Genomic DNA, 24169 nt, shown 5'->3' with positions numbered 1-24169 from the left:
AGAAAAGAGAACAGTCGGATGCAGCAGTTCACGGCCCGCGGGGTGCACGGACAGACGGTCGAAGTGCTCGCTCAGCGCATTCTCGACGGCCGGATGCCCGAGGGCTCCACCCTCGACCTGACCGCGCTGCAGACCGAGTTCGACGTCAGCCTGACCGTGCTGCGCGAGGCGTTGCGGGTGCTCGCGGCCAAGGGCATGGTCGACGCCCGGCCCAAGCGCGGCACCTTCGTACGCCCCCGGGCCAATTGGAGCCTGCTCGACGCCGACGTTCTGCGATGGCAATTCGCGCGGTCCCCGCACCGTCCCGGCCTGTTCGACGACCTGCACGAACTGCGCGGCATCGTGGAGCCGGGCGCGGCCAGCCTGGCCGCCGCGCGGGCCACCGACGAGGACATCGAGGCCCTGGACGCGGCGCTGGCCGACATGGCCGCCGCGGGTGACGACCCCGCCGCCGCGGTCGCCGCCGACCTCGCCTTCCACCGCGCGCTCCTGGCCGCCACGCACAACGAGCTGATCCAGCGCATGGAGGTGGTGATCGAGACCGGCCTGGCCGAACGTGACCGCATGGTGCACGGCACGGCCGGCGCCGACGACCCGGTTCCCAGCCACAAAGCCGTGGTGGACGCGATCCGGCGCCACCACCCCGCCCAGGCCGCCCGGGCCATGGGCAAGCTGCTCGACCAGGCCGTCGAGGACGTCGCCCGGCTGGAGCGGACCCAGAGGGAGCCCCGTGAAGATCGTCAGGATTGAGACCTTTCTCGTACCCCCACGCTGGTTGTTCTGCCGGGTCGAGACCGACGAGGGCCTCGTCGGCTGGGGGGAGCCGGTCGTCGAGGGTCGCGCCGAGGTGGTCCGGGCCGCGATCGACGTCTTCTCCGAATACCTGATCGGTGAGGACCCGCTGCGCATCGAGCACCACTGGCAGACCCTCACCAAGGGTGGCTTCTACCGCGGCGGTCCGATCCTCTCCAGCGCCGTCGCCGGCATCGACCAGGCCCTCTGGGACATCGCCGGTCAGGCGTACGGGGCACCGGTTCATGCCCTGCTCGGCGGTCCGCTGCGGGACCGGGCCCGGGTGTACGCCTGGGTCGGCGGCGACGAACCGGCCGAGCTCGCCGACGCCATCGCGGCCCATGTCGACGCGGGGATGACCGCGGTCAAGATGAACGCCAGCGGCCGACTCTCCCCCGTGCCCACCGCGGCCGAGGTCAACGACGTCGTGCGCCGCGTGTCGGCCGCCCGCGAGGCGCTGGGCGACGACCGCGACGTGGCCATCGACCTGCACGGCCGGGCCAGCCTGCCCGCCGCCCGCATGATCCTGCCCGCGGTGGCCCCGCTGCGGCCGCTGCTGGTCGAGGAGCCGCTGGTCCCCGAACAGACCCACCTGCTGGGCGACCTCGTGCGGTGCACGCCGGTCCCGGTGGCGACCGGCGAAAGACTTTACGACCGGTCGGGCTTTTTGCCGGCGCTGCAGGCCGGCGTGAGCGTGGTGCAGCCGGACCTTTCACATGCCGGCGGTATCTCGGAGGTCCGGCGGATCGCCGCGCTGGCCGAGACGTACGGCGCGCTGCTGGCCCCGCACTGCCCGCTGGGGCCGATCGCGCTGGCGGCCAGCCTGCACGTCGCGTTCGCCACGCCCAACTTCCTCATCCAGGAACAGAGCATGGGCATCCACTACCACTCGGCCGAGGCCGACCTCCTTTCGTACGTGGCGGATCCAGCCCCCTTGCAGATCGTCGACGGCCACATCGCCCGCTGGGACTCCCCCGGCCTGGGCATAGCCATCGACGAGGCGGCCGTCCGGCGGGCCGACGCCGCCGGACACGCCTGGCGCAACCCGGTCTGGCGCCACGACGACGGCTCCTTCGCCGAATGGTGACCATCACGACGGACCCGGCCCACGGCGGCCGCTGGACGTCCCTGCGCACAGCACCCTCACCCGCCCGCCACCCCAGGGTCAGCGCAGACGGAACCCACCGCGGCGCATGCGCGACCGAGCGCGGCGCACCTGCGACCGAGCGCGGCGCACATGCGACCGAATGCGGCGCACATGCGATCGAGCGCGGCGCACATGCGATCGAGCGCGGCGCACATGCGATCGAGCGCGGCGCACATGCGACCGAGCGCGGCGCACATGCGACCGAGCGCGGCGCACATGCGATCGAGCGCGGCGCACATGCGATCGAGCGCGGTGCAGATGCGACCGAGGGCGTCAGTCCGGACGCCGGACGCGAGTGGCTCTGGCGCCGGTCCGATCCGGCGCGCGCCTCGGTTCGGCCCGGTGACGCCTTCGTCGATGCCGGCGGGCTCGAGGAGTGCATCCCGACGGTCCGCGGCCGGCCCGATCACGGCGACGCCTGGTCCCGCCCCTGGGCCGTCGTTTCCCCCACCATTGCGTACGTACGATGCCCCGACTTCGAACTGAGGCGGGAGATCGCGGAGTCGGTCGTTCACTACCGCCTCGAAGCCGCACCCGGATGGCGCTTCGTATGGGCCGCCCACGCGCTGCTCGACGTGTCACCGGACGCGGTGCTCGAAGCGCCGGCCGGCACCGAGACCCGCATCGACGGACGCCCGACGGGCGTGTGGCCGCTCGGCCTGGAGCGGTTGGGCCCGGACGACGGCACGGCCGTGGGCGCGGTCCTGGTCGACTGCCCGACAACGTCCGTGGCCGACGGCGAACGCCTGACGCTCACCCTCGACGCGCCGGGCCAACCGGTATCCACAGCCCTGTGGCGCAACCTGCGCGGCTGGCCGACCGAAACGGATGTCCCATCCGCATCGCCGGTCACGCCGTATCGGAGCATCGGGGTCGAGCCCATGCTGGGCCGCGTCTTCGATCTGGCGGACGCCAAGCCCGGGGACGCCGCGGTCGTGCCACCCTCCGGCGTCTGCGAATGGACCCTCACGGTGACGGCCGGATGACAACCCCAGGCGTGCACCGTAAGCGCGAGGATGGCCGGATAACAGCCTCAGGCGTGCGCCGTAGACCCGAGGGTGGCCGGATGACGGCCTTCGACGCGGTCGCCGTGGAGGCCACGATGGCGCTGGTGACGGTCGGATGACGACCTTCGACGTGGTCGCCGTGGGCGAGACGATGGCGCTGGTGACACCCGATCCCCCGGGCCCACTGGCGCTCGGCGGCCCGGCCCGGATCGATGTCGCGGGCGCCGAGTCCACTGTTGCCAGTTATCTGGCTCAGTCAGGTCTGCGGACGGCGTGGGTCAGCCGCGTCGGCGACGACCCGTTCGGCGAATTGGTGCGGGCTCGGCTCGACGGCTACGGCGTCGACACCTCCTACGTCGAAGTGGATGGGATATCCGCAACCGGCGTGTTCTTCAAGGATCCGGGGGAAGCCACCCGGGTCTTCTACTACCGGGCGGGATCGGCCGCCTCTAAGCTCGGGCCCGGCCTGCGCTTGCCCCCGGCCCGGATCACGCATCTGAGCGGGATCACGCCGGCGTTGTCGAGCACTTGCGCGCGACTTGTGGACGAGCTGTTGTCCACACGGTTGTGCAGCTTCGACGTGAACTACCGCCCCCGCCTGTGGACAACCGAGCAGGCCGGCCCGGTGCTGCGCGAGCTGGCCAACCGGGCCGCGGTTGTCTTCGTCGGCCTCGACGAAGCGCAGACGCTGTGGGGCGTAGCGAGCCCGGAAGACGTGCGCGACCTGCTGCCCAACCCAGACGTGCTGGTGGTCAAGGACGGCGCGATCGGCGCCACGTCGTTCCACCCCGCCGGCACAGATTTTGAGCCGGCGCCCGCAGTCGACGTGATCGAGCCGGTCGGGGCGGGCGACGCATTCGCCGCCGGCTACCTGGCGGGGATGTCGCGCGGTTCGTCCGAGGCCGCACGATTGCGGCTGGGCCATCGGGTGGCCGGGGCCGCGCTGCGGGTGACCGGTGACGTGGCCGATCTGAAGGAGATGCTGTGAGCTTCGACGAAATCTTCGGCGACCGCCGGGTCATGGCGATCCTGCGGGGCATGTCGCCGCACGAGACGGTCAGTGTGGCCGGCGCTTTGTGGGACGCCGGGGTGACCGTCCTCGAGATCCCCATCGCCAAGCCGGAGGCCGTCGCGTCGCTGCAGGCGGCGGCGAGCGCTGCCCACGAGCGAGGGCTGCGGGTCGGCGCGGGCACGGTCATCACGGCCGACCAGGTGCGCGCGGCGGCCGACGCGAACGCGCAGTACACGGTCGCGCCCGGGCTCGACCTCGGCGTGCTGGCCGCCAGCCAGGCCGCCGGCATGCCGCACCTGCCCGGGGTCGGCTCGGCCACCGAGGTGCAGCAGGCGTGGCTGGCCGGCTGCCGCTGGCTCAAGGCGTTCCCGGCCGCCGCCCTCGGCCCGGCCTGGATCAACGGCCTCCTCGGCCCGTTTCCCGACGTCAACTTCGTAGCCACCGGCGGCCTGACCGTCGCCACCGCCCCCACGTTCCTCGAAGCCGGCGCCCGCGTCGTAGCCCTCGGCGCCGCCCTGGCCGACCCCTCCCAACGCGCCCGGATCAACGACCTCCTTACGCAGTAGCAGCTCACTCCGACCCCACGGAGACGCTCGTGACTCGGCCCCGCGCACCTCCTGGTAGGCATTTCATCCACATATATCCCCATCCCCTTTCGACCCTCGAATGAGGAGTGACCGTGCGATTCCTCCGTGCCGCTGCTCTCTCCGTCCTGCTCCTGCCTCTCATCGCGATCCCCGCCCGGACGGCGTCGGCCACCGCGATCCCCGCCCGGACGGCGTCGGCCGCCGCGATCCCCGCCCAGACGGCGTCGGCCACCGCGATCCCTGCCCCGAAGGCGTCGGCTGCCACGAGACCTGCCGGGGCTACGTCGACCGCGTCCGCGAAGCCGAAGCCGACGCCAGTCAGCGGGCAAACGCCTTACATGGGCTGGAACACCTATTTCGGGCTGGGCGGCGACCCCACCGAGGCCGAGGTCAAGTCCATCGCCGACTTCATGGCGCACCAAGGGCTGCGTGACGCCGGCTACCGGATCATCTGGATCGACGGCAACTGGGCCGCCCCGACCCCGCGTAACACCGAGGGCGAGCTCGTCGCCGACCCCGCCCGGTTCCCGTCGGGGCTGGGTGCGCTGACCCGCTACCTGCACGACCGTGGTTTCCAGGCCGGCATCTACACCGACGCGGGGCCGTACATCCCCGGGCAGTGCGGGCTCGGCAGTCACGGGCACTACCGGGACGACGTACGGCAATTCGCTCGTTGGGGTTTCGACGCCCTCAAGGCCGACTGGCTGTGCGGACGGGTGGCCGGGCTGGACCCCGAGTCGACGTTCCGTGAGCTGGCGGCCGAGGTGGACAAGTCGCCGCGGCCGATGTTCCTCAACATCTGCAACCCGGTGAGCAGCGACTGGGGTGGCGGGCCGTATCCGCCGGAGGCCCTGTCGACCTGGAGTTACACGTACGCGCCGGAGATTGCTCGCTCGTGGCGCACCTACACCGACGTCGGGCTGGTCGATCCGACGCCGCAATGGCAGTACCAGTGGGTGCTGCGCAACATGGACGTCAACGCCTATCACCCCGCGGCGACCGGGCCCGGCCACTTCAACGACCCGGACTACCTGGTGCCGATGCGCCCGATGCCCGGCGGCGGCACCGAGCTGACCTTCGACGAATCCAAGACACAGCTGGGCATGTGGGCGCTCATGTCCGCACCGCTGGTCATCGGATCGGATCCGCGGACGCTGCCGCCAAAGATGATCGAGGCGCTGCGCAACCCGGAGATCATCGCGGTCGACCAGGACCCGCTGGTGCGCCAGGGGGTCAAGGTCGGCGACCCGACGGCGACCACGCAGGTCTGGAGCAAAACGCTGACGGGCACCGGGAACCGGGCGGTCGCCCTGCTCAACCGCGGTGACACCGCTCAGCCGATCACCGTCGACTTCGGCGATGTGGCCCTGGGCGGCACCGTCCGGGTGCGCGATCTGTGGCTGCGGGCCGACGCCGGCCGCTTCACCGGCTCGTACACGACCACTGTGCCCGCCCACGGCGTGGCAATGCTGCGGCTCAGCGGCACCGACGACGTGACCGGAACTGATCTGGGCCCGGCGATCGACAGTCCGGCTGTCGGTGGCGGCCGGGTCTTCGCCCGGGCTGTGGACGGCACGGTGCGCGAGCACGTCGGCGGCCGCTGGTCCGGGCTCGGCCGCCGCATCACCGGGCAGCCCGCCGCGTACGCCTCGGCCGGCGGCCGGATCGACCTGTTCGTCCGGGGCGTCGAGGGCCGGGTGTGGCAGCGGGCCCTGGTCGACGGCCGCTGGGGCGCGTGGTCCGACCTGGGCGGACCCGTGGCCGACGCGCCGTCGGTGGCGTTCACCGGGCCGGGGCGATGGACGGTGTTCGCCCGCGGGAACGACGGCCTGATCCGCACCCGCGGCCCGAACACCGGCTGGACGAGCATCGGCGGCCCGAACGGTCGCGGTGTGCACGGCCGCCCCGGCGCGGCCATCGACGCAACCGGGGCCGTGCACGTCGCCGTCCGGCACCGCACCGACGAGGTGTGGGAGCGCGTGTACGCCAACGGCACCTGGTCGGACTGGCAGAACCTCAGCGGCACGGTGAGCGGCAGCCCGACGCTGCTGGCCGCGGCGGGCCGGGTCTACATGTTCGCGGTGGCCGCCGACAACCGGCTGTGGCAGCGCAACTTCGTCGGCGGCGCCTGGGGCGGCTGGTTCCAGCGCTCCGAGTTCGCCACCGGCGAGATCCAGGGCGCGATCGGCGCCGAGCCCGGCCCCGACGGCTCGGCCTCGGTGGTCCTGCGCGGCGTCGACGGCCACATCCACCGCACGATGCTGTAGCAACGACGACAGCGGCCGCCCGACCCCGGGCGGCCGCTGCCCCGCGAAACAAAGCCGCTGCCCCGCGAAGCAAAGCCGCTGCCCCGCGAAACAAGAGCCGCTGCCCCGCGAAGTAAAGGCCGCTGACCTGCGAGGTTATGATCGTCAACCGTGACGACGGCTCGCTACGTGCTCTTTCCCGGACGGCACCACCTGCTGACGCAGTTCCAGGCCGACTACTTGCAGCGGCTGGTGGACGACGGCGCCGGAACGATCGTGTGGGCCGTGACCTCGGCCAACCACGACAACACCAAGCGCAACCCCGTGCCCTACCACCGGCGCGAGGCCGCGATCGAGCGGTTCAGCGTGGTGACCGGCCTGCGCTCGGTGGTCGTGCCGGTGTTCGACACGGCACCGACCGATCAATTCGCTCAAGTGACGCTCAAAACCGTGACCGTGGCGACCGGCCTGGAGCTCACGCCCGCCGACACTGTCGTCGCCTGCTCGACGCCGCAGGTGGCCGCCCTGTACGAGGACCTCGGCTTCGCGATCGCCCTGGTCGAGGCCGATCCCGAGCTCGACGCCACACCCGAACGCCCGTGGGACGTACTGCTGCGGCTGGCCGCCGGTGACGAGTCGTGGCGCAAACTTGCGCATTCGAGCAGCATCGACGTGTTCGATCGTTATCGCTTGAGCGAAACCGTGCAGTCCGTGGTCAACGATCCGGTCGTCGGCGACGAGGGCGGCCTCACCGCGACCCGCGACTACCGCACGTACGTGGAAGCCTTCGCCGACGCGGCCGCGCGCAAATGGACCGCGGTGCGCCAATACGTGCAACCGGGCCGCATCGTCGACATCGGCTGCGGAGCCGGCGCAGTGCTCGAACTGGCCGACCGCGACGACGCACTGCACGAGAGCGACCTGATCGGCGTCGAGGTGGCCCGCCACCTTTACCAGGAGTGCGTGCACAAGAAGGCGCAGGGCGTCTTCCGCAACGCGAACGTGTACTTCTACCAGCGCAACGTGCTCGGCGGGGCGGTGCTGCCGGACCGCTCGGTCGACACGACGCTGACGTTCGCTCTCACGCACGAGATCTGGTCGTACGGCAACCGCCGCGACTCGTTGCTCGCCTTCGCCCGCCGCATCCACGACCACACGACTCCCGGCGGCGTCTGGATCAACAGCGACGTCTGCGGTCCCGGCGACCGGCGGCGCCCGGTGCTGCTCACCCTGCGCACCGACGACGGCGTCAACCCACCCCGCCCGCGTACGGACCTGGCCGACCAGCCGTCGGCCGAGGTCGCCGCCTACGTGAGCGGATTGTCGACGTACGCCAGACTCGCTCAGTTCGCCGTCGACTTCGCCTTCCCGTTCGAGTACGAGCCCACCGGCAACGGGGTCGCGCGGCTCGCCCTGGGCTCGGCCATGGACTTCCTGACCCGCAAGGACTACACCGACAACTGGCTCTCAGAGACGCAGGAGCAGTTCTGCGGTCTCGACTTCGACGACTGGCGCACGCTGCTGACCGAGGCCGGTTTCGACATCGACCCGGCCTCGCACCCCCTGCGCAACGACTGGGTGATCGACAACCGGATCGCCCCCACCGCCTCCCTGACCGACGTGGACGGCGCCCCGCTCGACTGGCCGTCGACCCACGCGATCATCGTGGCCCGCCGCCCCCACAACAGCTGATCCACCCGCGGCCGCGCGCGATCGACAGGCAGGCTGACCATCGCGCGCGGTCGTCAGCCCAGGCGGACCAGCATCTTGCCGGTGTTCTCGCCCCGCATCAGCCCGATGAAGGCGCCCGGCGCGTTCTCCAGCCCGTCGACGATCGTCTCGCGATGCCGGAGCTGCCCGTCGCGCACCCACGGCCCCACCTCGGCCAGGAAGTCGGGCATCCGCCGGTTGTGGTTGCTCACGATGAAGCCGCGCAGGTTCAGCTCCTTGCCGATGGCCAGGCCCAGGTTGCGCGGCCCGGTCGGGGCCGACGTCGCGTTGTAGCCCGCGATCGCCCCGCACATCGCCACCCGGCCGTATTTGTTCAGCGACCCGATCGCCGCCTCCAGGTGGTCGCCGCCGACGTTGTCGAAGTACACGTCGATGCCGTCCGGGGCCGCTTCGCGCAACTGCTTGCGTACGGGGGCATCGCGGTAGTTGAAGGCCGTGTCGAAGCCGAGTTCGTCCACGAGGTGGCTCACCTTCTCGGCCGAACCCGCGCTGCCGATGACCCGCTTGGCCCCGCGCAACTTGGCGATCTGCCCGGCCACGCTGCCGACCGCGCCCGCCGCCCCCGACACGAACACCGTCTCGCCCGCCTTGAACTGGGCGATGTCGAGCAGACCGACGTACGCGGTGAACCCCGTCAACCCCAGCACGCCGAGGTACGCCGACAGGTCGCCCGCCGCCGGGTCGACCACTCGCACCCGGGCCGCCTCGGTGACCGAATACTCCCGCCATCCGAGCCCGTGCACGACGTACGCCCCGACCGGCACGTCCGGCGACTCCGAGGCCACCACCTCGCCGAGCGCCCCGCCGTCGAGCGCCGCCCCGACCTGGAACGGCGGCACGTACGACTTGACGTCGTTCATCCGCCCGCGCATGTACGGGTCGACCGACATGTAGATGTTGCGGACCAGCACCTGCCCCGGTCCGGCCGTCGGCGTCGGTACGTCGGCGATCTCGAAGGTGTCGTCCGTGGGCCACCCGTCAGGCCGGGCAGCGAGCCGAATCTCTCTCACAACCGGTTACGGTACGGTGCGGCGTGACCAGCGCCATACCGACAGCCCGACTGTCGATCGAGCAGCGGGCCGACATCCGCCGCCTGATGGACCTCGCTTTCCTCGGCAACTTCGACGACGACGACTTCGATCACGCGCTCGGCGGCCTGCACTTCCTGGTCGAACGACAAGGCACGCTGGTGGCGCACGCCGCGGTGGTCCAGCGCAGCTTCCTGCACGGCGACCGCGCCCACCGCTGCGGCTACGTCGAAGCGGTCGCCGTCCACCCGGACTGGCGCGGCCAGGGTCACGCCGCCGAGGTCATGGCGGCCGCCGAGAATACGATCGACCGGTCGTACGACTTGGGCGCGCTCTCCGCCTCGACGGCCGGCCGCGGTTTGTACGTGGCCCGCGGCTGGCTGCCGTGGCTGGGGCGCACCGCCGTCCTCGCCCCCGAGGGCCTCACCCTGACCCCCGAGGACGACGACAGCACTTTCGTCCGCCCCGTCCCCGGCGGCCCCACCCTCGACCGCGACGGCACCCTGGCCTGCGACTACCGCAACGGCGACGTCTGGTAGCCGTCCGGTAAGGAAATCCCGAACCGTTCACACAGCAACGGCACGTCGTGCTGGTCCTGCTCGCGCGGCGGATAGCCGGTGTGCCACCGCACCGACCATTCGGCCGCCTCACAGCGCACGCTCACCCCGCCGACGACCCCGGACCCGCCGAGGGCCGCCGCCGGGAACGATTCCCCGCCGACAGCCGAGCCGTAGTGAATCGCACCGTCCGCCCGCATTTCGTAGACGTGCAGGTCGATCCGGAGACGCCCGCCGTCGTGCACGACGAAATTCCACGGCCGGTCACCGGGCCACGGGTAAAGGCGATCGACCCCGGTGTCTCTCAAGGCCAGCACCGCTTTCTCGAATTGCCCGGCCGGCAACCAGACATCCAGATCGGCATGCTCCCGGGTCTGCTCGCCGAGCAAAGCATCAACGCCCCAGCCCCCGCCGACGCACAGCTCCACGCCGCGCTTCTCGCCGGCCCGCACGAGATCTATGACATCGCCGGCCGTCATCAGATAGGTCATGACTCAAGGTACGGGCGAAAATGCTCGGCCACTTCGTCCGCGATCAGCTCGGCCGGCCTTGTCCCGTCCACCTCGATCACCGGAATGCCGTATTCGTGGGCGCGGGCCACCGCGTCCAGCGCGATCAGCCGGTCCCGCTCGATCCGGTTGTGAGCGGCCAGTTCCGGGTCGCTGACCTTGTGGCTCAGCGACATCGCCCGCGGCAGTCGGGCCGCCTGCCGGAGCCGCCATTCGTCGGTCGGCACCATCACGACCATGCGGGCCGGATCGGTCACCGCGGCGACCAGTTCCGGGCGGCAGCCCCACCCGTCGACCAGGATCGGCCGCGGCGAGACCAGGCCACTCAGATCGTCCAGCACCCACTGGAACCGTTCCGGGAAGTCAGCCAGCACGGTGGCCGCCATCTCGGCCGGCGTCGGCCCGATCCAGACCGATTCCCAGTCCGGCTCGCCGTAGTAGTCGCCACTCCGCGCGCGGGCCGCCACCCGCCTGTCCTCGTGCCCCCGAGCCGAGTGGAAATCGTAGTGATAATGCGTCACCCCGAGCCGGTCGACCAGAATTCCCGCGACCGTCGTCTTGCCCGCCCATTGTCCGCCGCAGATCCACAGTGCGTTCCGAACAGTTCCTTCAGGTGTCCATTCCACGGCTCCGAAACTGCCCGTTTTGCCCATAAAAAACAAGTCTTGTTCTTTCCGCCCGACCCTGGTTAATTAGACTCAGGAGCTACTCATCGATGCAGAGGTCCTATGCATAGGTGCCTTGCCGCTCCGATCCCGGGCCCCCTAGCGTCCGGGTCATGGCAGAGAAACCCAGGGTGGCGCTCACCGACGCCGCCATGATGCGGGCGATGGCCCATCCGCTGCGCATGAGCATCGTCGGCTCGCTGCGACTCGACGGCCCCGCCACCTCGGCGATCCTGGCCCGTCGCCTCGGCACCGACAGCGGCCAGACCAGCCACCACCTGCGCCTGCTGGCCCGGCACGGCTTCGTCACCGAGGCGCCCGAGCACGGCCGCGGCACCCACGGCCGGGAACGCTGGTGGAAAGCCACGCACGAGTCGACCCTGTGGACGGACGACGCCGGCGCCGAGGCCATGGCCGACGTCAACCGGACCGCGCGGGCCGTCTACGACCAGGTGATCGACCAGTTCCACGCCGAGGCCGCGCATCAGCGCTGGAGTCCGGAGTGGAACGAGGCCGCCGCCACCTCCGACTATGTCGTCCGCACGACGCCGGAGGGTCTGAAACGGCTGCGCGAGCGAATCGTCGAGGCCATCCGCGAGGCCGACGCCCCCGAACCCGGCGCCGAGACGGTGATGGTCGTGCTGCACACCTACCCGCGGCGCGGCCGGAAATGACAACAACGTTGCCGAGCCTGTGGAAGAACCGCGAGTTCAACCTCCTGTGGACATCGCAGTCGCTGTCCGACCTCGGCGACGGGGTCGCCTCGCTGGCTCTGTCGTTGCTGGTGCTGGTGAAGACCGGTTCGCCAGTCAGCGCGGGCCTGGTCGGCACGGCCACCCAGGCCGCGCGTCTGCTGCTGCGGCTGCCGGCCGGCGTGCTCGTCGACCGGGTCGACCGGCGGCACGCGTTGATCGCGTGTGACGCCGTACGGCTCGTCGTCTTCGCCGCTCTGACCGTCAGCGTCCTCACCGGCCATGCCGGGCTCGCGCTGATCTTGGTCGTCGCCGTCATCGACGCCGGAGCGAGCGCGGTGTTCTCGACCGCCGAGGACGCGTCGCTGCGCAGCATCGTGCCGATCGAGCAACTGCCGGACGCGGTCGCGCGCAACGAGGCCCGCTCCTACGGCACCGCGCTGGCCGGGCCCCCGCTGGGCGGCCTCCTGTTCACGCTCGGGCACGCCGTGCCGTTCGCGGCCAATTTCGTGTCGTACCTCGTGTCGATCGTGGCGGTGTTGTTCATCCGCAAGCCGTTGCAGGCGCCGCGCGAGGAGCCACCACAGACGTACGGCGTGGCTCTGGCCGAAGGCCTCCGGTTCGTGCTCACACATCCGTTCCTGCGCACGCTCATGCTGGTCGCCGCCCCGCTGAACTTCGCCATCACCGGCGTCATCTTCACGGTGATCGTCGCCCTGCAACGCCACGGCACCGCACCGGCCGTCATCGGACTGACCGAGACCGTCGTCGCCGCCGGGGGCCTGCTCGGCGCCTTCGCCGCACCCGCCATCCAGCGCCGCCTGCAGCTGGTCCCCCTGGTCCGTACGCTGTGCTGGCTCGCCGCCGCCCTGCTGGCCACCGCCGCCCTGTTCCCGTCAAGCATCGCCGCCGCCGTCCCGCTCGGCCTGACCGTGCTGCTCGGCCCGGCCGCCAACGCCGCCCTCTTCGGCTACCAGGCCGCGATCACCCCCGACCGCCTGCAGGGCCGCGTCATCAGCGTCATCATGGTCGCCGCGACCTCGCTGGCCGCCCTGGCCCCCCTGCTGGCCGGCACGCTCCTGGCCTGGCGCGGCCCCACCGCCGCCATCCTGTTCTTCGCCGCCGCCGTGGCCGGTTCCGCTCTGATCGCCACCTTCGGCACCGGCCTACGCTGGACCGAAGACCCAGCCTCACCACCGCTGCGAGCAACGGCCGGGTAACCGCATCCGCCGTCAGCGGCCTCCCCACCGCTGCGAGCAACAGCCGGTAACCGCATCCGCCGTCAGCCGGCCTCCCGACCGCTGCGAACCACCGCCGGACAACCACGTCTGCCGTTCGCCCGCCCGATCCGCGTGGCGCCCGACAACCGAAGTCACTCAAAGCGTGGCCGCGCGCCGTTCGAGATATCGGCGCTCGGCCACGTTGCCCGTCAGTTCCACCGCTTTCCCGTACGCCGTGACGGCCGCTTCCGTCCGGCCGAGCCGCCGCAGCAGGTCGGCCCGCACCGTGTGCCACACGTGATGCCGCTCCAGACCTTCGAGACCGTCCACGATGGCCAGCCCCACCGCCGGCCCGTGCACCTCGGCCACGGCCACCGCCCGGTGCAACGCGACCACCGGCCCACCCGCGACCGCGGCCAGGTGGTCGTAGATCTGCAGGATCTGCGCCCAGTCCGTCACCCCGGCCGTTTCCGCGTCGGCGTGCACCGCGTTGATCGTCGCTTGCAACTGGTACGGCCCCGGTCGCCCCCGGCGCAGGCAGTCGCGCAACAGCCCCTGACCCTCGGTGATGTAAGCGCGATTCCAGAGCGTGCGGTCCTGATCGGCCAGCAGCACCAGGTCACCCTCCGCGGTCGTCCGCGCGGGCCGCCGGGCCTCGATCAGCAGCATGAGGGCGAGCAGACCCCGGGCCTCGGGCTCGTCGGGCATGAGCGCCACCAGCAGCCGGGTCAGCCGGATCGCCTCGCCGGCCAGGTCGTCCCGGGTCAGCACCGGCCCGCCGCTCGCCGCGTACCCCTCGTTGAAAATCAGGTACAGCACCGCGAGCACCGCGCCGAGCCGGTCCGGCAGTTCCTCGTCGCGCGGAATGCGGTACGGGATCCGCGCGTCCCGGATCTTGCCCTTGGCCCGCGACAGCCGCTGTCCCATGGTCGTCTCCGGCACGAGGAACGCCCGCGCGATCTCCCCGGTCGTCAACCCGCCCAGCAGCCGCAGCGTGAGCGCCACCCGCGCCGCGGGCGCCAGCGCCGGGTGACAGCAGGTGAAAATGAGCCGTAGCGTGTCGTCGTCCGCCTCGTTCAAAGCTGTGCCGATGCCGTCGTCCATGTCGCTCCCCAGCGCCTCGACCTCGGCGGATTCAGCGACCGCGGCCCCCGATGCCCGCACCGCCGCGACCTCCCGGACGTCCCGGCTCGACTCCCGGCGCAGCCGATCCACCGCCCGGTTCCGCGCCGTCGTGATGATCCACCCGGCCGGACTGGGCGGAACCCCGTCCTCACCCCACCGAGGCACCGCCGCCGCGAACGCGTCTTGCACAGCCTCCTCGGCCAGCTCGATATCCCCGAAGTGCCGGACGAGAACGGCGACCGCCCGCCCGTACTCCGCCCGGTAGATCCGCTCGATCTCACTCACGGTCACGCGATCAGCCCCGAGACCGGCCAGGCGATCCGCCCCGTGCCTGGCCAGGCGATCGGCCCCGCGATCCGCCTCATGCCTGGTCAGGCGATCGGCCCCGCGATCCGTCACTCGATCGGCCAAGCGATCGGCCGGACCTCGATCGCGAGCGGCGCGAGCACCGTCGCGACCCGGCCGCCCCAGCTCAACGCCTCGTCCAGATCGGTGGCCCGGATGATCGTGAAGCCGCCGAGGTGTTCCTTACCCTCGGTGAACGGCCCGTCGGTCAGCACCGCGTCCCCGTTGTTGTCACGCACGACGGTCGCCGTCGACGGCGGGTTCAGCCCGACCGCGAACACCCAGGCCCCCGCCGCCTTCATCTCGTCGTTCAGCTTCCCCAGCTCGACCATGATCGGCTCGAGCACCTCGGGCGGCGGCGGATCCCCATCGGGCTGATAGATGCTCAGCAGATACTGCTTCATGACTCCTCCTCGTGGCTGCACTTCACCACCCACACGAACGGGCCCCGCCGTTTTCGACAGTAGGCCCGCATGAACCAGCCGGCCGGATATGAAACAGCTGGCGCGAAGCAAGCAACCGGCCTTGTTTGGGCAGCCGGTGCGGAGAAGCCGAGCGCGGAAACAGGGAGCGCGGGAGCAGCCAGCGCAAGAAAGCAGGTCCCGAAGCAGCCAAGGCGAAGAACGCGGGCACACCCAGCGCGAAGAAAGCAGGCGCACAACCACCCAGCCCGAAGCAAGCAGGCACGCAAACAGCCGGCGCGAACGAACCAGCCAGCCGGATTGGTCCCGCCGGCGCGGAGGAAGCGGCGGGCGCGAAGGAAAAACCTGAGCCGGGCACGCGACGGCCCGGCGAATCCCCGGGAGCGTAGCCTGACCCCAGGACGTCCTTTTCTTCCAGCCATTGGCAATCACATGGAGTCCCGCCCGCACCACCCGCCCGTCAGTCAGCTGGGCGTCTTCGCCCTGTTCGGCACCCTCGACGCCAGTTCCCACCGCCGGGTGAGGGCGGTCCTCGGCGCCGCCCTCGCCCACGCCGCCGCCCGTCACCTGCCCGAGATCGTGGTCGACCTGTCCGCCGTGCGCTCCGCCGACGCCGAGGTGGTCCGGCTGCTGGCCGGGGCCCACGAGTCAGCCCTCGAGTCGGGCCGCCGCCTGCGCGTGTCCGGGGCCGGCCTCGCTGTCCAGCAGGCGTTGGAGGCCGCCGGCGCCGGCCGTCGCCTCTTCGTCCACGAGATCAACGATCCCGCTCGCCTCGCCGCCGTCCTTCTGGACGGGAGTGCCGATCTCGAGCGGGCCTCGGCGGGACGCCGCCGCGCCGAGGACGACCAGGTCCGACTGGGCCGCCGGTTGCAGCAGCAGGCCGTCGACTGGGAGGTCCGATCGACCCGGCGGGCCCTGCTGGCCGGGCTGCGCCACCGGCTACGCACCGAGCCCCGCGCGCTCGCCGGCGAGGACTTCCTGGTGGTGGCCGACCGCCCGGCCGTGGTCGCCGGCATTCTGACCGCCGCCACCACGGCCGGCGGCGCCGACGGCTGCGACCTGCACGTGCACGACCCCCGGTCGGGGTTGCTGCGCAGCGCCGGCCTGCGCGGCCTGCCCGCCGGCCTGCGCACGCGGGTGCCGAGCATGCCCGACGGCCGGCCCCGCGTCGTCGACGACATCACCGGCGACCCGATCTTCGCCGGGCAGCCCGCGCTGGCCGCCCTGCTCGCGGCCGGCCTCCTGGCTGTCCGCTGTTATCAGCTGCGGGACGGTTCCGGGCGGTCCCTCGGCGTGCTGACCATGCACTTCCGGACGGCGGCCCGGCGCCCGGCCGACGCCGACCGGCTGGCCCGGGACGCCGAGAGCGCGCTGGCCCAGCTGCCCGAGCCGGTCACAGCCCGGCCTGGTAGGCCAGCACCCCCCGGTTGACCGCGGTGATCGCCTTGCGGGCCGTGTCGCGCAGGGTGTCGGACGCTGCCGACGCCTCCCGCAGCTGTCCCAGCAGGTCGAGCACCTGGCGGGCCCACCGCACGAAGTCGCCGGCGGGCATGTCGGCGTCGTAGTTGTGCCCGCTGGCCAGCACCTTGGCCAGTGGCTCGCCCCGGGCCCAGCGGTACATCGGCCAGACGAACCCGGGGTCGGGCTCGCGGGTCAGGGTGAGGCCGTGGTCGGACTCGTCGCCCGCGATGTCGCCCCACAGCTTGCCGCAGGCGTCGACGGCGGCCGTGATCGCGCCCTTGGGCACCGAGGCGCGGTCGTCGGTCTCGCGGCGGGACTCGTAGAGCACCATCGACACCGCGGCCGCAAGCTCCTCGGGGGCCAGCGCGTCCCACACGCCGTGGCGCAGGCACTCGGCCACCAGCAGGTCGGCCTCGGACCAGATGCGGCCGAGCATGCGGCCCGACTCGGTCACTTCACCGGCCTCGGTCAGATAGCCGCGCTCGGCCAGCACCGCGCACACCTGATCGAACGTACGGGCCAGGGAGCTCGTGCGACCCGCGACCTTGTCGCGCAGCGCGTCGGTGTCGCGCTGCAGCCGGTGCCGCCGCTCGGCCCAGCGGGCGTGATCCTCACGCTCGGGGCAGGCGTGGCACGGGTGCTGACGCATCTGCACCTTGAGCAGCGCGATCTCGGGGTCCTCCCCGGTGCCGCCCCGGTTCCGGCGGCGCCCGCCGGCGGTGCGGTCGTGCCCGGTCGCGCTGATCTGAGCGGCCAGGTCGCGGCGGGCGGCGGGCGAGCGGGGGTTGAAGTGCTTGGGCACGCGGATGCGGTCGAGCACCTCGGCCTCGCCCGCGAAGTCGGCCGGGCTGACCCGCCCGGCCCACCTGTCCTGGGTCAGCACCAGCGGGCGCGGCTCGCCGAACCCGCCGCTGGGCGCCTCGAGCACGACGGCCAGACCGGCCCGGCGGCCCTGGGCGACCCGGATGACGTCACCCACCCGCAGCCGCTCGAGCGAGGTCACCACCGCGGCCCGGCGCTGGGCCACCCCCTGCCGGGCGTTGGCCCGTTCCTTGTCGGCGATGGCGATGCGGATGGCGAAGTACTCGTCGAAGTCGCCGTGGTGGCAGGCCTCGTCGTCGGCGTACGTCTGCATGGTCTCGACGTTGCGCTGCACCTGGCGGGCCAGGCCGACCACCGAGCGGTCGGCCTGGAACTGGGCGAACGACGATTCGAGCAGCTCACGGGCCTGGTCGGCGCCGACCGAGCCGACCAGGTTGACGGCCATGTTGTAGGACGGGCGGAACGAGGACCGCAGCGGGTAGGTGCGGGTGGAGGCCAGCCCGGCCACGTGGCGCGGGTCGACCTCGGGGCTCCACAGCACCACGGCGTGCCCCTCGACATCGATGCCGCGGCGCCCGGCCCGGCCGGTGAGCTGCGTGTACTCCCCCGGCGTGAGGTCGACGTGGGCCTCGCCGTTGAACTTGACCAGCCTTTCCAGCACCACGCAGCGGGCCGGCATGTTGATGCCCAGGGCCAGCGTCTCGGTGGCGAAGACGGCCTTGACCAGGCCCTGGACGAAGCACTCCTCCACCGCCTCTTTGAAGGCGGGCAGCATGCCGGCGTGGTGGGCCGCGATGCCGCGCTCGAGACCGTCGAGCCACTCCCAGTAGCCGAGGACCGACAGGTCCTCGCGCGGGATGCTGGCCACCCGGGCCTCGGCGATCCGGCGGATCTCGGCCCTTTCCTCGGGGTCGGTGAGCCGCAGGCCGGCGGCCAGGCACTGCTGAACGGCGGCGTCGCAGCCGGCCCGGCTGAAGATGAACAGGATGGCCGGCAGCAGGTCGGCCCGTTCGAGCCGGTCGATCACCTCGGCCCGGGGCGGCGGCTGCCAGCGCTTGGACCGGCCGCCGCGACCCGGACCGTACGACCGGTCGGTCATGTCGAGGCGGCGCTGCATCTCGCGGGCGTAGCGCAGGAGTTCGGGGTGCACGTCGTGCTTCTTGGCCGCGTCGGCGTCGTGGAACAGGTCGAACATGCGCCGGCCGACCAGCATGTGCTGCCAGAGCGGGACCGGCCGGTGCTCACTGACCACGACCTCGGTCTGACCGCGCACGGTGACCAGCCAGTCGGCGAACTCTTCGTAGTTGCTGACCGTGGCCGACAGCGACACCAGGGTCACCGAGGCCGGCAGGTGAATGATCACCTCTTCCCACACCGCGCCGCGGAACCGGTCGGCCAGGTAGTGCACCTCGTCCATGACCACGTAGGCCAGGTTCTTCAGCGCGGGCGAGCCGGCGTAGAGCATGTTGCGCAGCACCTCGGTGGTCATCACGACCACGGGGGCGTCGCCGTTGATGGCGTTGTCGCCGGTCAGCAGGCCGACCTGGTCGGGGCCGTAGCGTTCGACCAGGTCGTGGTACTTCTGGTTGGACAGCGCCTTGATCGGCGTCGTGTAGAAGCATTTGCGCTGGCCGGCCCGCAGAGCCAGGTGCACGGCGAACTCGCCCACCACCGTCTTGCCGGCGCCGGTGGGCGCGCACACGAGCACGCCGCTGCCCCGTTCGAGCGATTCACAGGCGGACCGCTGGAAATCGTCGAGGTCGAAGCCGACGTCGAGCATGAAATCGTAGAGCGCCGGAAACTCGGCCACCCGGGCCGCCCGCCGCTTGGACTCCGCATACCTTTCGGCGGGACTCGTCATGACCACAAGCCTAGGTCGTGGGTGTGACAACAAGCAGCACGGGCGCGGTCGGTATGGTGCAACCGTGCCGGATGTTGCATCGACCGATCACCCTCCCCATCGGCCGCACCGTCAGGTCGACGCCGTGCTGTTCGACTTCCACGGCACGTTGGCCCAGGTGGAAGACCCGGTGGCCTGGGTACAGGCCGCCGCCGCGACGTGCGGGCGCGAGCTCGACCGGGGCAAGGCCACCGTGCTGGCCGACCGCCTGGTCACGGCCGGGCGCGCCGGTGGCCCGCTGCCGCACCGGGTGCCGCCCGGCCTGGCCGAACACTGGGCCGATCGTGATCTCTACGCGCCGAGCCACCGGGCCGCCTACACGGGCCTGGCCGCCACGGTCGCGACCGACGTCGAGGGCCTGGCCGACGCCCTGTACGACCGGCTGCTGGCCCCCGACGGCTGGCTGCCCTACCCGGACACCGAGCCCACGCTGCGTACGCTGCACGACGCCGGTATCAAGGTGGCCGTGGTCAGCAACATCGGCTTCGACATCCGCCCGCTGTTCGACGCCTGGGGCATGACCGCGCTGATCGACGCCTACGCGCTGAGCTACGAGGTCGGCCGCACCAAGCCCGACCCGGCGATCTTCCTGCGGGCCTGCGGCATGCTGGGGGCCGACCCCGAACGTACGCTCATGGTCGGCGACACCCCGGCCGACGCGGGCGCGGTCAAGGCCGGCTGCGCCGCGCTGGTGCTCCCCGCGGCCGAGCCGGGCCGCCCCAACGGCCTCGGCGCGACCCTGGCCCTGGCCGGCTGCTCAGCCTAGGGTCCGTTTCATAGCTGGGCCTCGCCGCAGCCCCGCCCCAGCTATGCAACGGACCCTCGATAGGGCGGGGCCACGCCCCATCCCCACTTCGGCACCGGCGCGTCGCGTACCGGGTCGGCGCCCGGCCGGGAGTTCTCGACGGCCAGCCGCGTGCCCCACTCGAGGTAGCCGACGAAGGCCGCCCGGAACTCGGGATCGCCGGGCAGCCCGACCTCGTCCGCGGCGTCCTGCATCAGGTTGACCCAGCGCCGCCGCTGGGGCTCGGTGATCGCGCGCCCGAGATGCATCCGCAGCATGTGCGGGTAGCCGCCGCGCTCGGTCGTGTAGCCGGCCGGCCCGCCGAACACCTCGCCCAGCCACAGGGCCACGTACTTGGGATGGTCGGGGTGCATGCCCGCGAACACCGGCGCCAGCACCTCGTCGTCGTGCACGCGCTGGTAGAAGGCCTCACACAGCTTTCCGAGCGCCCCCGCGCCCCCGGCCCACTCAAAGAGGGTGTACTCATCAGTCACACCGCCGAGCCCACCATCACGTGACCGGCCCGGCAAGTACGCACTTTTCAGTGCGGGAGGCGAGCATGACCGAGCGTTACCGTTGTCCGGTCGAGGTGACCATCGACGTGATCGGGGGCAAGTGGCGGGTGGTGATCCTCTCGTACCTCAAGGAGGGCATCCACCGCTACGGTGAGTTGCGCCGCCGGTTGCCCGGCATCAGCGAGAAGATGCTGTCCCAGCGGCTGCGCGAGCTCGAGGCGGACGGGCTGGTGGCCCGCCACGACCTGGAGACCGCGCCCCCTCATGTGGAGTACCGGCTCACCGAGGAGGGCCGCAGTCTGGCCCCGGTGCTCCAGGCGCTCTACGACTGGGGCCGGCAACGAGCGGCCCGTTAAGGCCGTTCGGTTTCCTGGCGTACGGTCTCCGCGCCCGGATCCGAGGCCGTGCGCAGCGCCGACGGGGTGGGGGGCGCGGTGCGCGTACGGCCGACCGGCGAGACATATCGCTCCGCGCGGAACCGATAGAAGTACTCCCGGCCCGGCAGCAAATGGCGAAGTTCCACGTGTACGGCGTGGGCCGACTCGGGGCGGGCCGCGCTCACACCCCGCCGCACGATCCGGCGGAAGCGCTCGTCGGCGGCGAGCTCCCATTCGACGGGCACCACGCGTGACGGCATCCCGCCCAGGCCGTCGTCGGCCAGCGGGGTCGGGGCGAGCCGAGTCCAGAGCACGAAACCGTCCGGCTCCGGGTCGCCCGAGGCGACACCGAGCGTGAACGGGTCGGAAGTCAGTGGTCCGCGGTAGGGGCGGCCGAGGCGGCGAGCGGCCAGGTGGTCGAGGCGCCCACGACGCCGGCGGCGGCTGCGGAACTCAGCAGAAGTGATCTTCTTGAGAGGGCCATGCCCGCACACTCGCGGACATAGATGGAATTAGATTGGCTCCCGCTTTACGGGCCGGGAAAAGGACGGGGTGGTCGAGGTGGCGTACCCGGTGGCCCCTGAGCATCGCCGCCAGGGTTACGCCATCCCGGTCAGGCGTACGAGTCGAGGTTGACACCCTGACGCTGGCCGGGAACCGGCGCGGAAGCGGGGGCGGCCTCGGCGACGGGAGTGGGGATGGGCGCGGCCACGGGAACCGGGGCCGGCTCGGCCGACGAGGCCGCCGCGTCGGCCATGCTCTTGAGGTTGGAGCGCGCGGTGTCGTAGGCGGAGGTGACCAGCGAGCTGAGCGAGTTGATCTGCATGTCCCCCACGATCGGCCGGTCCCGCGCGATCTGACGACTTCCTCAGCGGAGCAACCGAACCGCACCCGGACTGCACGTCAGGTCGAGGTCGAGCGGGCCGAGCCGTTCCCCGTCGGCGTAGGCGACGATCCCGTCCGAACGCAGCCGCACGTGCCGGGCCCGGAACACGGTGACCCGGGGGTCGCTGACGTGGGTGCCGCGCCGCAGACGCGGTTTGAGGCGGGCCAGCGCGGCCCGCCCGAACGGCGCCGCGATCACCACGTCGAGCAGCCCGTCGGTGGGGTCGGCGTCGGGCAGAATCCGCATGCCGCCCCCATAGCTGGCGCAGTTGCCCACGGCGACCAGCATGCCCTCGAAGCTGTAGTCCTCCCCGTCCAGCTCCAGCGCGTACTTGCGAGGCTTGAGCCGGGCCAGCTCGAGCAGGATGGCCAGGTCGTAGCGCCTCGGCCCGCGCGGCCAGCGCATCAGGTTGGCCCGCTCGTTGACCAGCGCGTCGAACCCGCCGGCCAGCACCGCCCCGAACCACCGCACGTCGGTGTCCGCCCCACGGTGGCCCGCCTCCTCAGCCGCAGCAGCACCAGCCGGCGTGATCCGGCCCGGGTCGTCCGCCCGGTGGTCAGGCTCATCGGCCCGAGCGAGGCCGGCCGACGCGACCCGGGCGAGGTCGATCGGCACGTGGCGGCCCTCGGTGAGCGCCGAGGCGATCAGGCCGGCCGCCACGACCGGATCGGCGGACATCCCGACCGCGGCCGCGAAATCGTTGCCCGTTCCGGCCGGCACCACCCCGAATCCCACCGGCCTCTCAGCCACAGCCTGCAGGGCCCGGTGGATCGTCCCGTCCCCGCCCACGGCCACCACGGCCGCCGCGCCGCCATCGACCGCGGCCCGGCACGCCGCTTCCGCTTCCGAACTGCTGTGGGCGGTCAGGAGCCGGACCGTACGCCCGGAATCGCCCAGCTTGCGCAGGACCTCGGACAGCAGATCGCGGTGCCGGCCGCGCCCCGCCGTGGGGTTGGCCAGCACCGCGATCTCAAAGCTCGTCACAGCCGGGCAGCATAGCGCCCGGACCAGTGACCTACGTCATGTCGTCGAAGCGACCCTCGAGCGGACGGGGTTTGGCGACCGGGGTGGGCGCCTCGACCGGGCTCGGCGCCTCGATCGGGTCGGACGCGCCGACCGGCACCCGTTCGTCCTCGAGCGGCGAGATCTGATCGTCGTCGAGTTCGGCGTACAGCTCTTTGCCACGGCCCTTGCGTTTGTCGTTGATCGCGGCCACACCGGTCGCGATCAGATAGAGCAGGACCATGCACAGCGCCAGCAGCGTCATGCCGAACGGACCGGGGTCGGGGGTGGCGATCGCGGCGAACGCGAACGACAGGAAGACCACGATCCGCCACCAGCCCAGCAACTTCTTGGCCGACACGACGCCGGTGAAGTTGAGCATGAGCAGGATCAACGGGAACTCGAAGGCCACGCCGAAGATCAGGATCATGTTGGTCACGAACCCGATGTACGACGAGACTTCTAGTTTCGTGGCCTCACCGAGCACGCCCGCTTCCATGATGAAAGCGAGGCTGTGGCCGACCACGAAGTAGGCCAGGATGCCGCCGCCGGCGAACAGCGGGGCCGCGATGGCCACGAACACGTACGCCCATTTGCGCTCGTGCCGGTGCAGGCCGGGCGCGATGAACGCCCACAGCTGGTAGAGCCAGACCGGGGAGCCGACGATCAGGCCGACCCACAGCGCGATCTTGAGGCGGAGGATCAGCGTGTCGGTGACGTTGAGGACGACCCAGTCGCAGTACTGCGTGCCGTCGGCGCGGGTGGCGATCGACGACGGCAGGTCGCAGTAGGGCGCCTCGAGCAGGTGGAACACCCACTGCGAGACGATGAAGCCGACGATCAGCCCGGCGACCAGGCCCAGCGACGCCACGAACAGACGGTTACGAAGCTCCCGGACGTGGTCGATCAGCGTCATGGAGCCGTCGGAGGCCTGCTCGAACTTGCTGGGCCCCTGACGGCGAAGGGCTAGCTTCATGCCCGCGGGTCAGCGGTCGTTGGTGCGCTGCTGCACCGGGTCGACGTAGGGCTGCGCCGGGGGCTGCTGGTAACCCTGGGGCGGCGGCGCCTGCTGGTAACCGTTCTGACCGGCCGGCGGGTAGACGTCGCCCTGCAGCGGCTGGCGCCCGTGCTGGGGCTCGGCCTTCTCGGCGACGTCGTTGTTGTCGTCGACCAGGCCCTTGGTCTCGGCCTTGATGATCCGCAGCGACCGGCCCAGCGACCGCGCCGCGTCGGGCAGCCGCTTCGCGCCGAAGAGCAGCACGAGGACGACCACGAAAACAATGATGTGCCATGGCTTGAGGGCGCCCATGGGTTAACTCCAGTCGGTCGGATCAGGT

Annotated in this window: 25 protein-coding genes; 13 read left to right on the top strand and 12 right to left on the bottom strand. The window is 71.5% G+C overall.

All coding sequences use genetic code 11. The features are described 5' to 3' along the window. Nucleotides 1–18: 18 nt before the first annotated feature. The 7 genes from M1L60_RS05990 (at nt 19) to M1L60_RS05960 (ending at nt 8483) form a co-directional block, all read left to right on the top strand. Complete coding sequence (locus tag M1L60_RS05990) at nt 19–750, top strand: FadR/GntR family transcriptional regulator (protein WP_253236266.1); 732 nt, start codon at nt 19–21, stop codon at nt 748–750. Beyond that, nucleotides 731–1879 (top strand): galactonate dehydratase, encoded by a 1149-nt coding sequence (gene dgoD, locus M1L60_RS05985; protein WP_253236265.1) that lies wholly within the window; start codon nt 731–733, stop codon nt 1877–1879. The genes M1L60_RS05990 and dgoD overlap by 20 nt, the downstream gene beginning before the upstream one ends. After that, complete coding sequence (locus M1L60_RS05980) at nt 1873–2925, top strand: hypothetical protein (RefSeq protein ID WP_253236264.1); 1053 nt, start codon at nt 1873–1875, stop codon at nt 2923–2925. Before dgoD ends, M1L60_RS05980 begins: the two co-directional genes overlap by 7 nt. Before the next feature lie 136 nt (nt 2926–3061). Next, nucleotides 3062–3934, top strand: a complete 873-nt coding sequence (locus M1L60_RS05975) for a sugar kinase (protein ID WP_253236263.1) — start codon at nt 3062–3064, stop codon at nt 3932–3934. Then, on the top strand, nt 3931–4524 hold the full coding sequence (locus tag M1L60_RS05970) for a bifunctional 4-hydroxy-2-oxoglutarate aldolase/2-dehydro-3-deoxy-phosphogluconate aldolase (protein ID WP_253236262.1): 594 nt from the start codon (nt 3931–3933) through the stop codon (nt 4522–4524). Before M1L60_RS05975 ends, M1L60_RS05970 begins: the two co-directional genes overlap by 4 nt. 113 nt (nt 4525–4637) lie before the next feature. Continuing rightward, nucleotides 4638–6812 carry a DUF8189 domain-containing protein gene (locus M1L60_RS05965; RefSeq protein ID WP_253236261.1) on the top strand — a complete coding sequence of 725 codons (2175 nt, stop codon included), beginning with the start codon at nt 4638–4640 and terminating at the stop codon, nt 6810–6812. Nucleotides 6813–6962: 150 nt separating this feature from the next. Continuing rightward, nucleotides 6963–8483 carry a class I SAM-dependent methyltransferase gene (locus M1L60_RS05960; protein ID WP_253236260.1) on the top strand — a complete coding sequence of 507 codons (1521 nt, stop codon included), beginning with the start codon at nt 6963–6965 and terminating at the stop codon, nt 8481–8483. Between the two features lie 53 nt (nt 8484–8536). On the opposite strand, the gene M1L60_RS05955 is transcribed toward M1L60_RS05960, so the two are convergent. Beyond that, nucleotides 8537–9532 (bottom strand): NADP-dependent oxidoreductase, encoded by a 996-nt coding sequence (locus M1L60_RS05955; RefSeq protein ID WP_253236259.1) that lies wholly within the window; start codon nt 9530–9532, stop codon nt 8537–8539. 23 nt (nt 9533–9555) lie between these two features. On the opposite strand from M1L60_RS05955, the gene M1L60_RS05950 reads away from it, so the two are divergent. Then, complete coding sequence (locus M1L60_RS05950) at nt 9556–10089, top strand: GNAT family N-acetyltransferase (protein ID WP_253236258.1); 534 nt, start codon at nt 9556–9558, stop codon at nt 10087–10089. Here the strand turns inward: M1L60_RS05950 and M1L60_RS05945 are convergent. Together M1L60_RS05945 and M1L60_RS05940 are read right to left on the bottom strand one after the other, a co-directional pair. Continuing rightward, nucleotides 10065–10598, bottom strand: coding sequence for a nucleotidyltransferase domain-containing protein (locus M1L60_RS05945; RefSeq protein WP_253236257.1), 534 nt, complete (start codon nt 10596–10598; stop codon nt 10065–10067). The genes M1L60_RS05950 and M1L60_RS05945 overlap by 25 nt on opposite strands. Beyond that, on the bottom strand, nt 10595–11242 hold the full coding sequence (locus M1L60_RS05940; protein ID WP_253236256.1) for a hypothetical protein: 648 nt from the start codon (nt 11240–11242) through the stop codon (nt 10595–10597). The genes M1L60_RS05945 and M1L60_RS05940 overlap by 4 nt, the downstream gene beginning before the upstream one ends. Before the next feature lie 152 nt (nt 11243–11394). On the opposite strand from M1L60_RS05940, the gene M1L60_RS05935 reads away from it, so the two are divergent. Continuing rightward, on the top strand, nt 11395–11955 hold the full coding sequence (locus M1L60_RS05935; protein WP_253236255.1) for a winged helix-turn-helix domain-containing protein: 561 nt from the start codon (nt 11395–11397) through the stop codon (nt 11953–11955). After that, complete coding sequence (locus M1L60_RS05930) at nt 11952–13193, top strand: MFS transporter (protein ID WP_253236254.1); 1242 nt, start codon at nt 11952–11954, stop codon at nt 13191–13193. Before M1L60_RS05935 ends, M1L60_RS05930 begins: the two co-directional genes overlap by 4 nt. A gap of 156 nt (nt 13194–13349) precedes the next feature. Here the strand turns inward: M1L60_RS05930 and M1L60_RS05925 are convergent, their stop codons facing one another. After that, on the bottom strand, nt 13350–14603 hold the full coding sequence (locus tag M1L60_RS05925; protein ID WP_253236499.1) for an RNA polymerase sigma factor: 1254 nt from the start codon (nt 14601–14603) through the stop codon (nt 13350–13352). Between the two features lie 110 nt (nt 14604–14713). Next, on the bottom strand, nt 14714–15067 hold the full coding sequence (locus tag M1L60_RS05920; RefSeq protein WP_253236253.1) for a YciI family protein: 354 nt from the start codon (nt 15065–15067) through the stop codon (nt 14714–14716). 450 nt (nt 15068–15517) lie between these two features. On the opposite strand from M1L60_RS05920, the gene M1L60_RS05915 reads away from it, so the two are divergent. Continuing rightward, nucleotides 15518–16516, top strand: coding sequence for an STAS domain-containing protein (locus M1L60_RS05915; protein ID WP_253236252.1), 999 nt, complete (start codon nt 15518–15520; stop codon nt 16514–16516). Here the strand turns inward: M1L60_RS05915 and M1L60_RS05910 are convergent. Next, a complete protein-coding gene (locus M1L60_RS05910) occupies nt 16479–19229 on the bottom strand; it encodes a DEAD/DEAH box helicase (protein ID WP_253236251.1) in 2751 nt (916 codons plus the stop codon). The genes M1L60_RS05915 and M1L60_RS05910 overlap by 38 nt on opposite strands. 64 nt (nt 19230–19293) lie before the next feature. Here M1L60_RS05910 and M1L60_RS05905 point away from each other — a divergent pair, with 64 nt between their 5' ends. Next, nucleotides 19294–20034 (top strand): HAD family hydrolase, encoded by a 741-nt coding sequence (locus M1L60_RS05905; RefSeq protein ID WP_253236250.1) that lies wholly within the window; start codon nt 19294–19296, stop codon nt 20032–20034. 41 nt (nt 20035–20075) lie between these two features. On the opposite strand, the gene M1L60_RS05900 is transcribed toward M1L60_RS05905, so the two are convergent. Then, nucleotides 20076–20546 (bottom strand): group II truncated hemoglobin, encoded by a 471-nt coding sequence (locus M1L60_RS05900; RefSeq protein ID WP_253236249.1) that lies wholly within the window; start codon nt 20544–20546, stop codon nt 20076–20078. A 65-nt stretch (nt 20547–20611) separates the two neighbouring features. Here M1L60_RS05900 and M1L60_RS05895 point away from each other — a divergent pair, with 65 nt between their 5' ends. Then, entirely contained in the window at nt 20612–20923 is a 312-nt protein-coding gene (locus M1L60_RS05895; protein WP_253236248.1) for a winged helix-turn-helix transcriptional regulator, read from the top strand. On the opposite strand, the gene M1L60_RS05890 is transcribed toward M1L60_RS05895, so the two are convergent. The 5 genes from M1L60_RS05890 to tatA form a co-directional block, all read right to left on the bottom strand. Further along, nucleotides 20920–21438 (bottom strand): alkaline phosphatase D family protein, encoded by a 519-nt coding sequence (locus M1L60_RS05890; RefSeq protein WP_308208431.1) that lies wholly within the window; start codon nt 21436–21438, stop codon nt 20920–20922. The genes M1L60_RS05895 and M1L60_RS05890 overlap by 4 nt on opposite strands. Before the next feature lie 119 nt (nt 21439–21557). After that, entirely contained in the window at nt 21558–21770 is a 213-nt protein-coding gene (locus M1L60_RS05885) for a hypothetical protein (protein ID WP_253236247.1), read from the bottom strand. 42 nt (nt 21771–21812) lie between these two features. Next, complete coding sequence (locus M1L60_RS05880; RefSeq protein WP_253236246.1) at nt 21813–22814, bottom strand: diacylglycerol/lipid kinase family protein; 1002 nt, start codon at nt 22812–22814, stop codon at nt 21813–21815. 31 nt (nt 22815–22845) lie between these two features. After that, nucleotides 22846–23808 carry a twin-arginine translocase subunit TatC gene (gene tatC, locus M1L60_RS05875; protein WP_253236245.1) on the bottom strand — a complete coding sequence of 321 codons (963 nt, stop codon included), beginning with the start codon at nt 23806–23808 and terminating at the stop codon, nt 22846–22848. Between the two features lie 9 nt (nt 23809–23817). After that, complete coding sequence (gene tatA / locus M1L60_RS05870; RefSeq protein WP_253236244.1) at nt 23818–24141, bottom strand: Sec-independent protein translocase subunit TatA; 324 nt, start codon at nt 24139–24141, stop codon at nt 23818–23820. Between the last annotated feature and the right edge of the window lie 28 nt (nt 24142–24169).

It is taken from the genome of Paractinoplanes aksuensis, assembly GCF_024137025.1.
Lineage (GTDB): Bacteria > Actinomycetota > Actinomycetes > Mycobacteriales > Micromonosporaceae > Actinoplanes > Actinoplanes aksuensis.
Note: the sequence above shows the minus strand (reverse complement) of the source record. Positions and strands in the feature narration are given on the sequence as shown.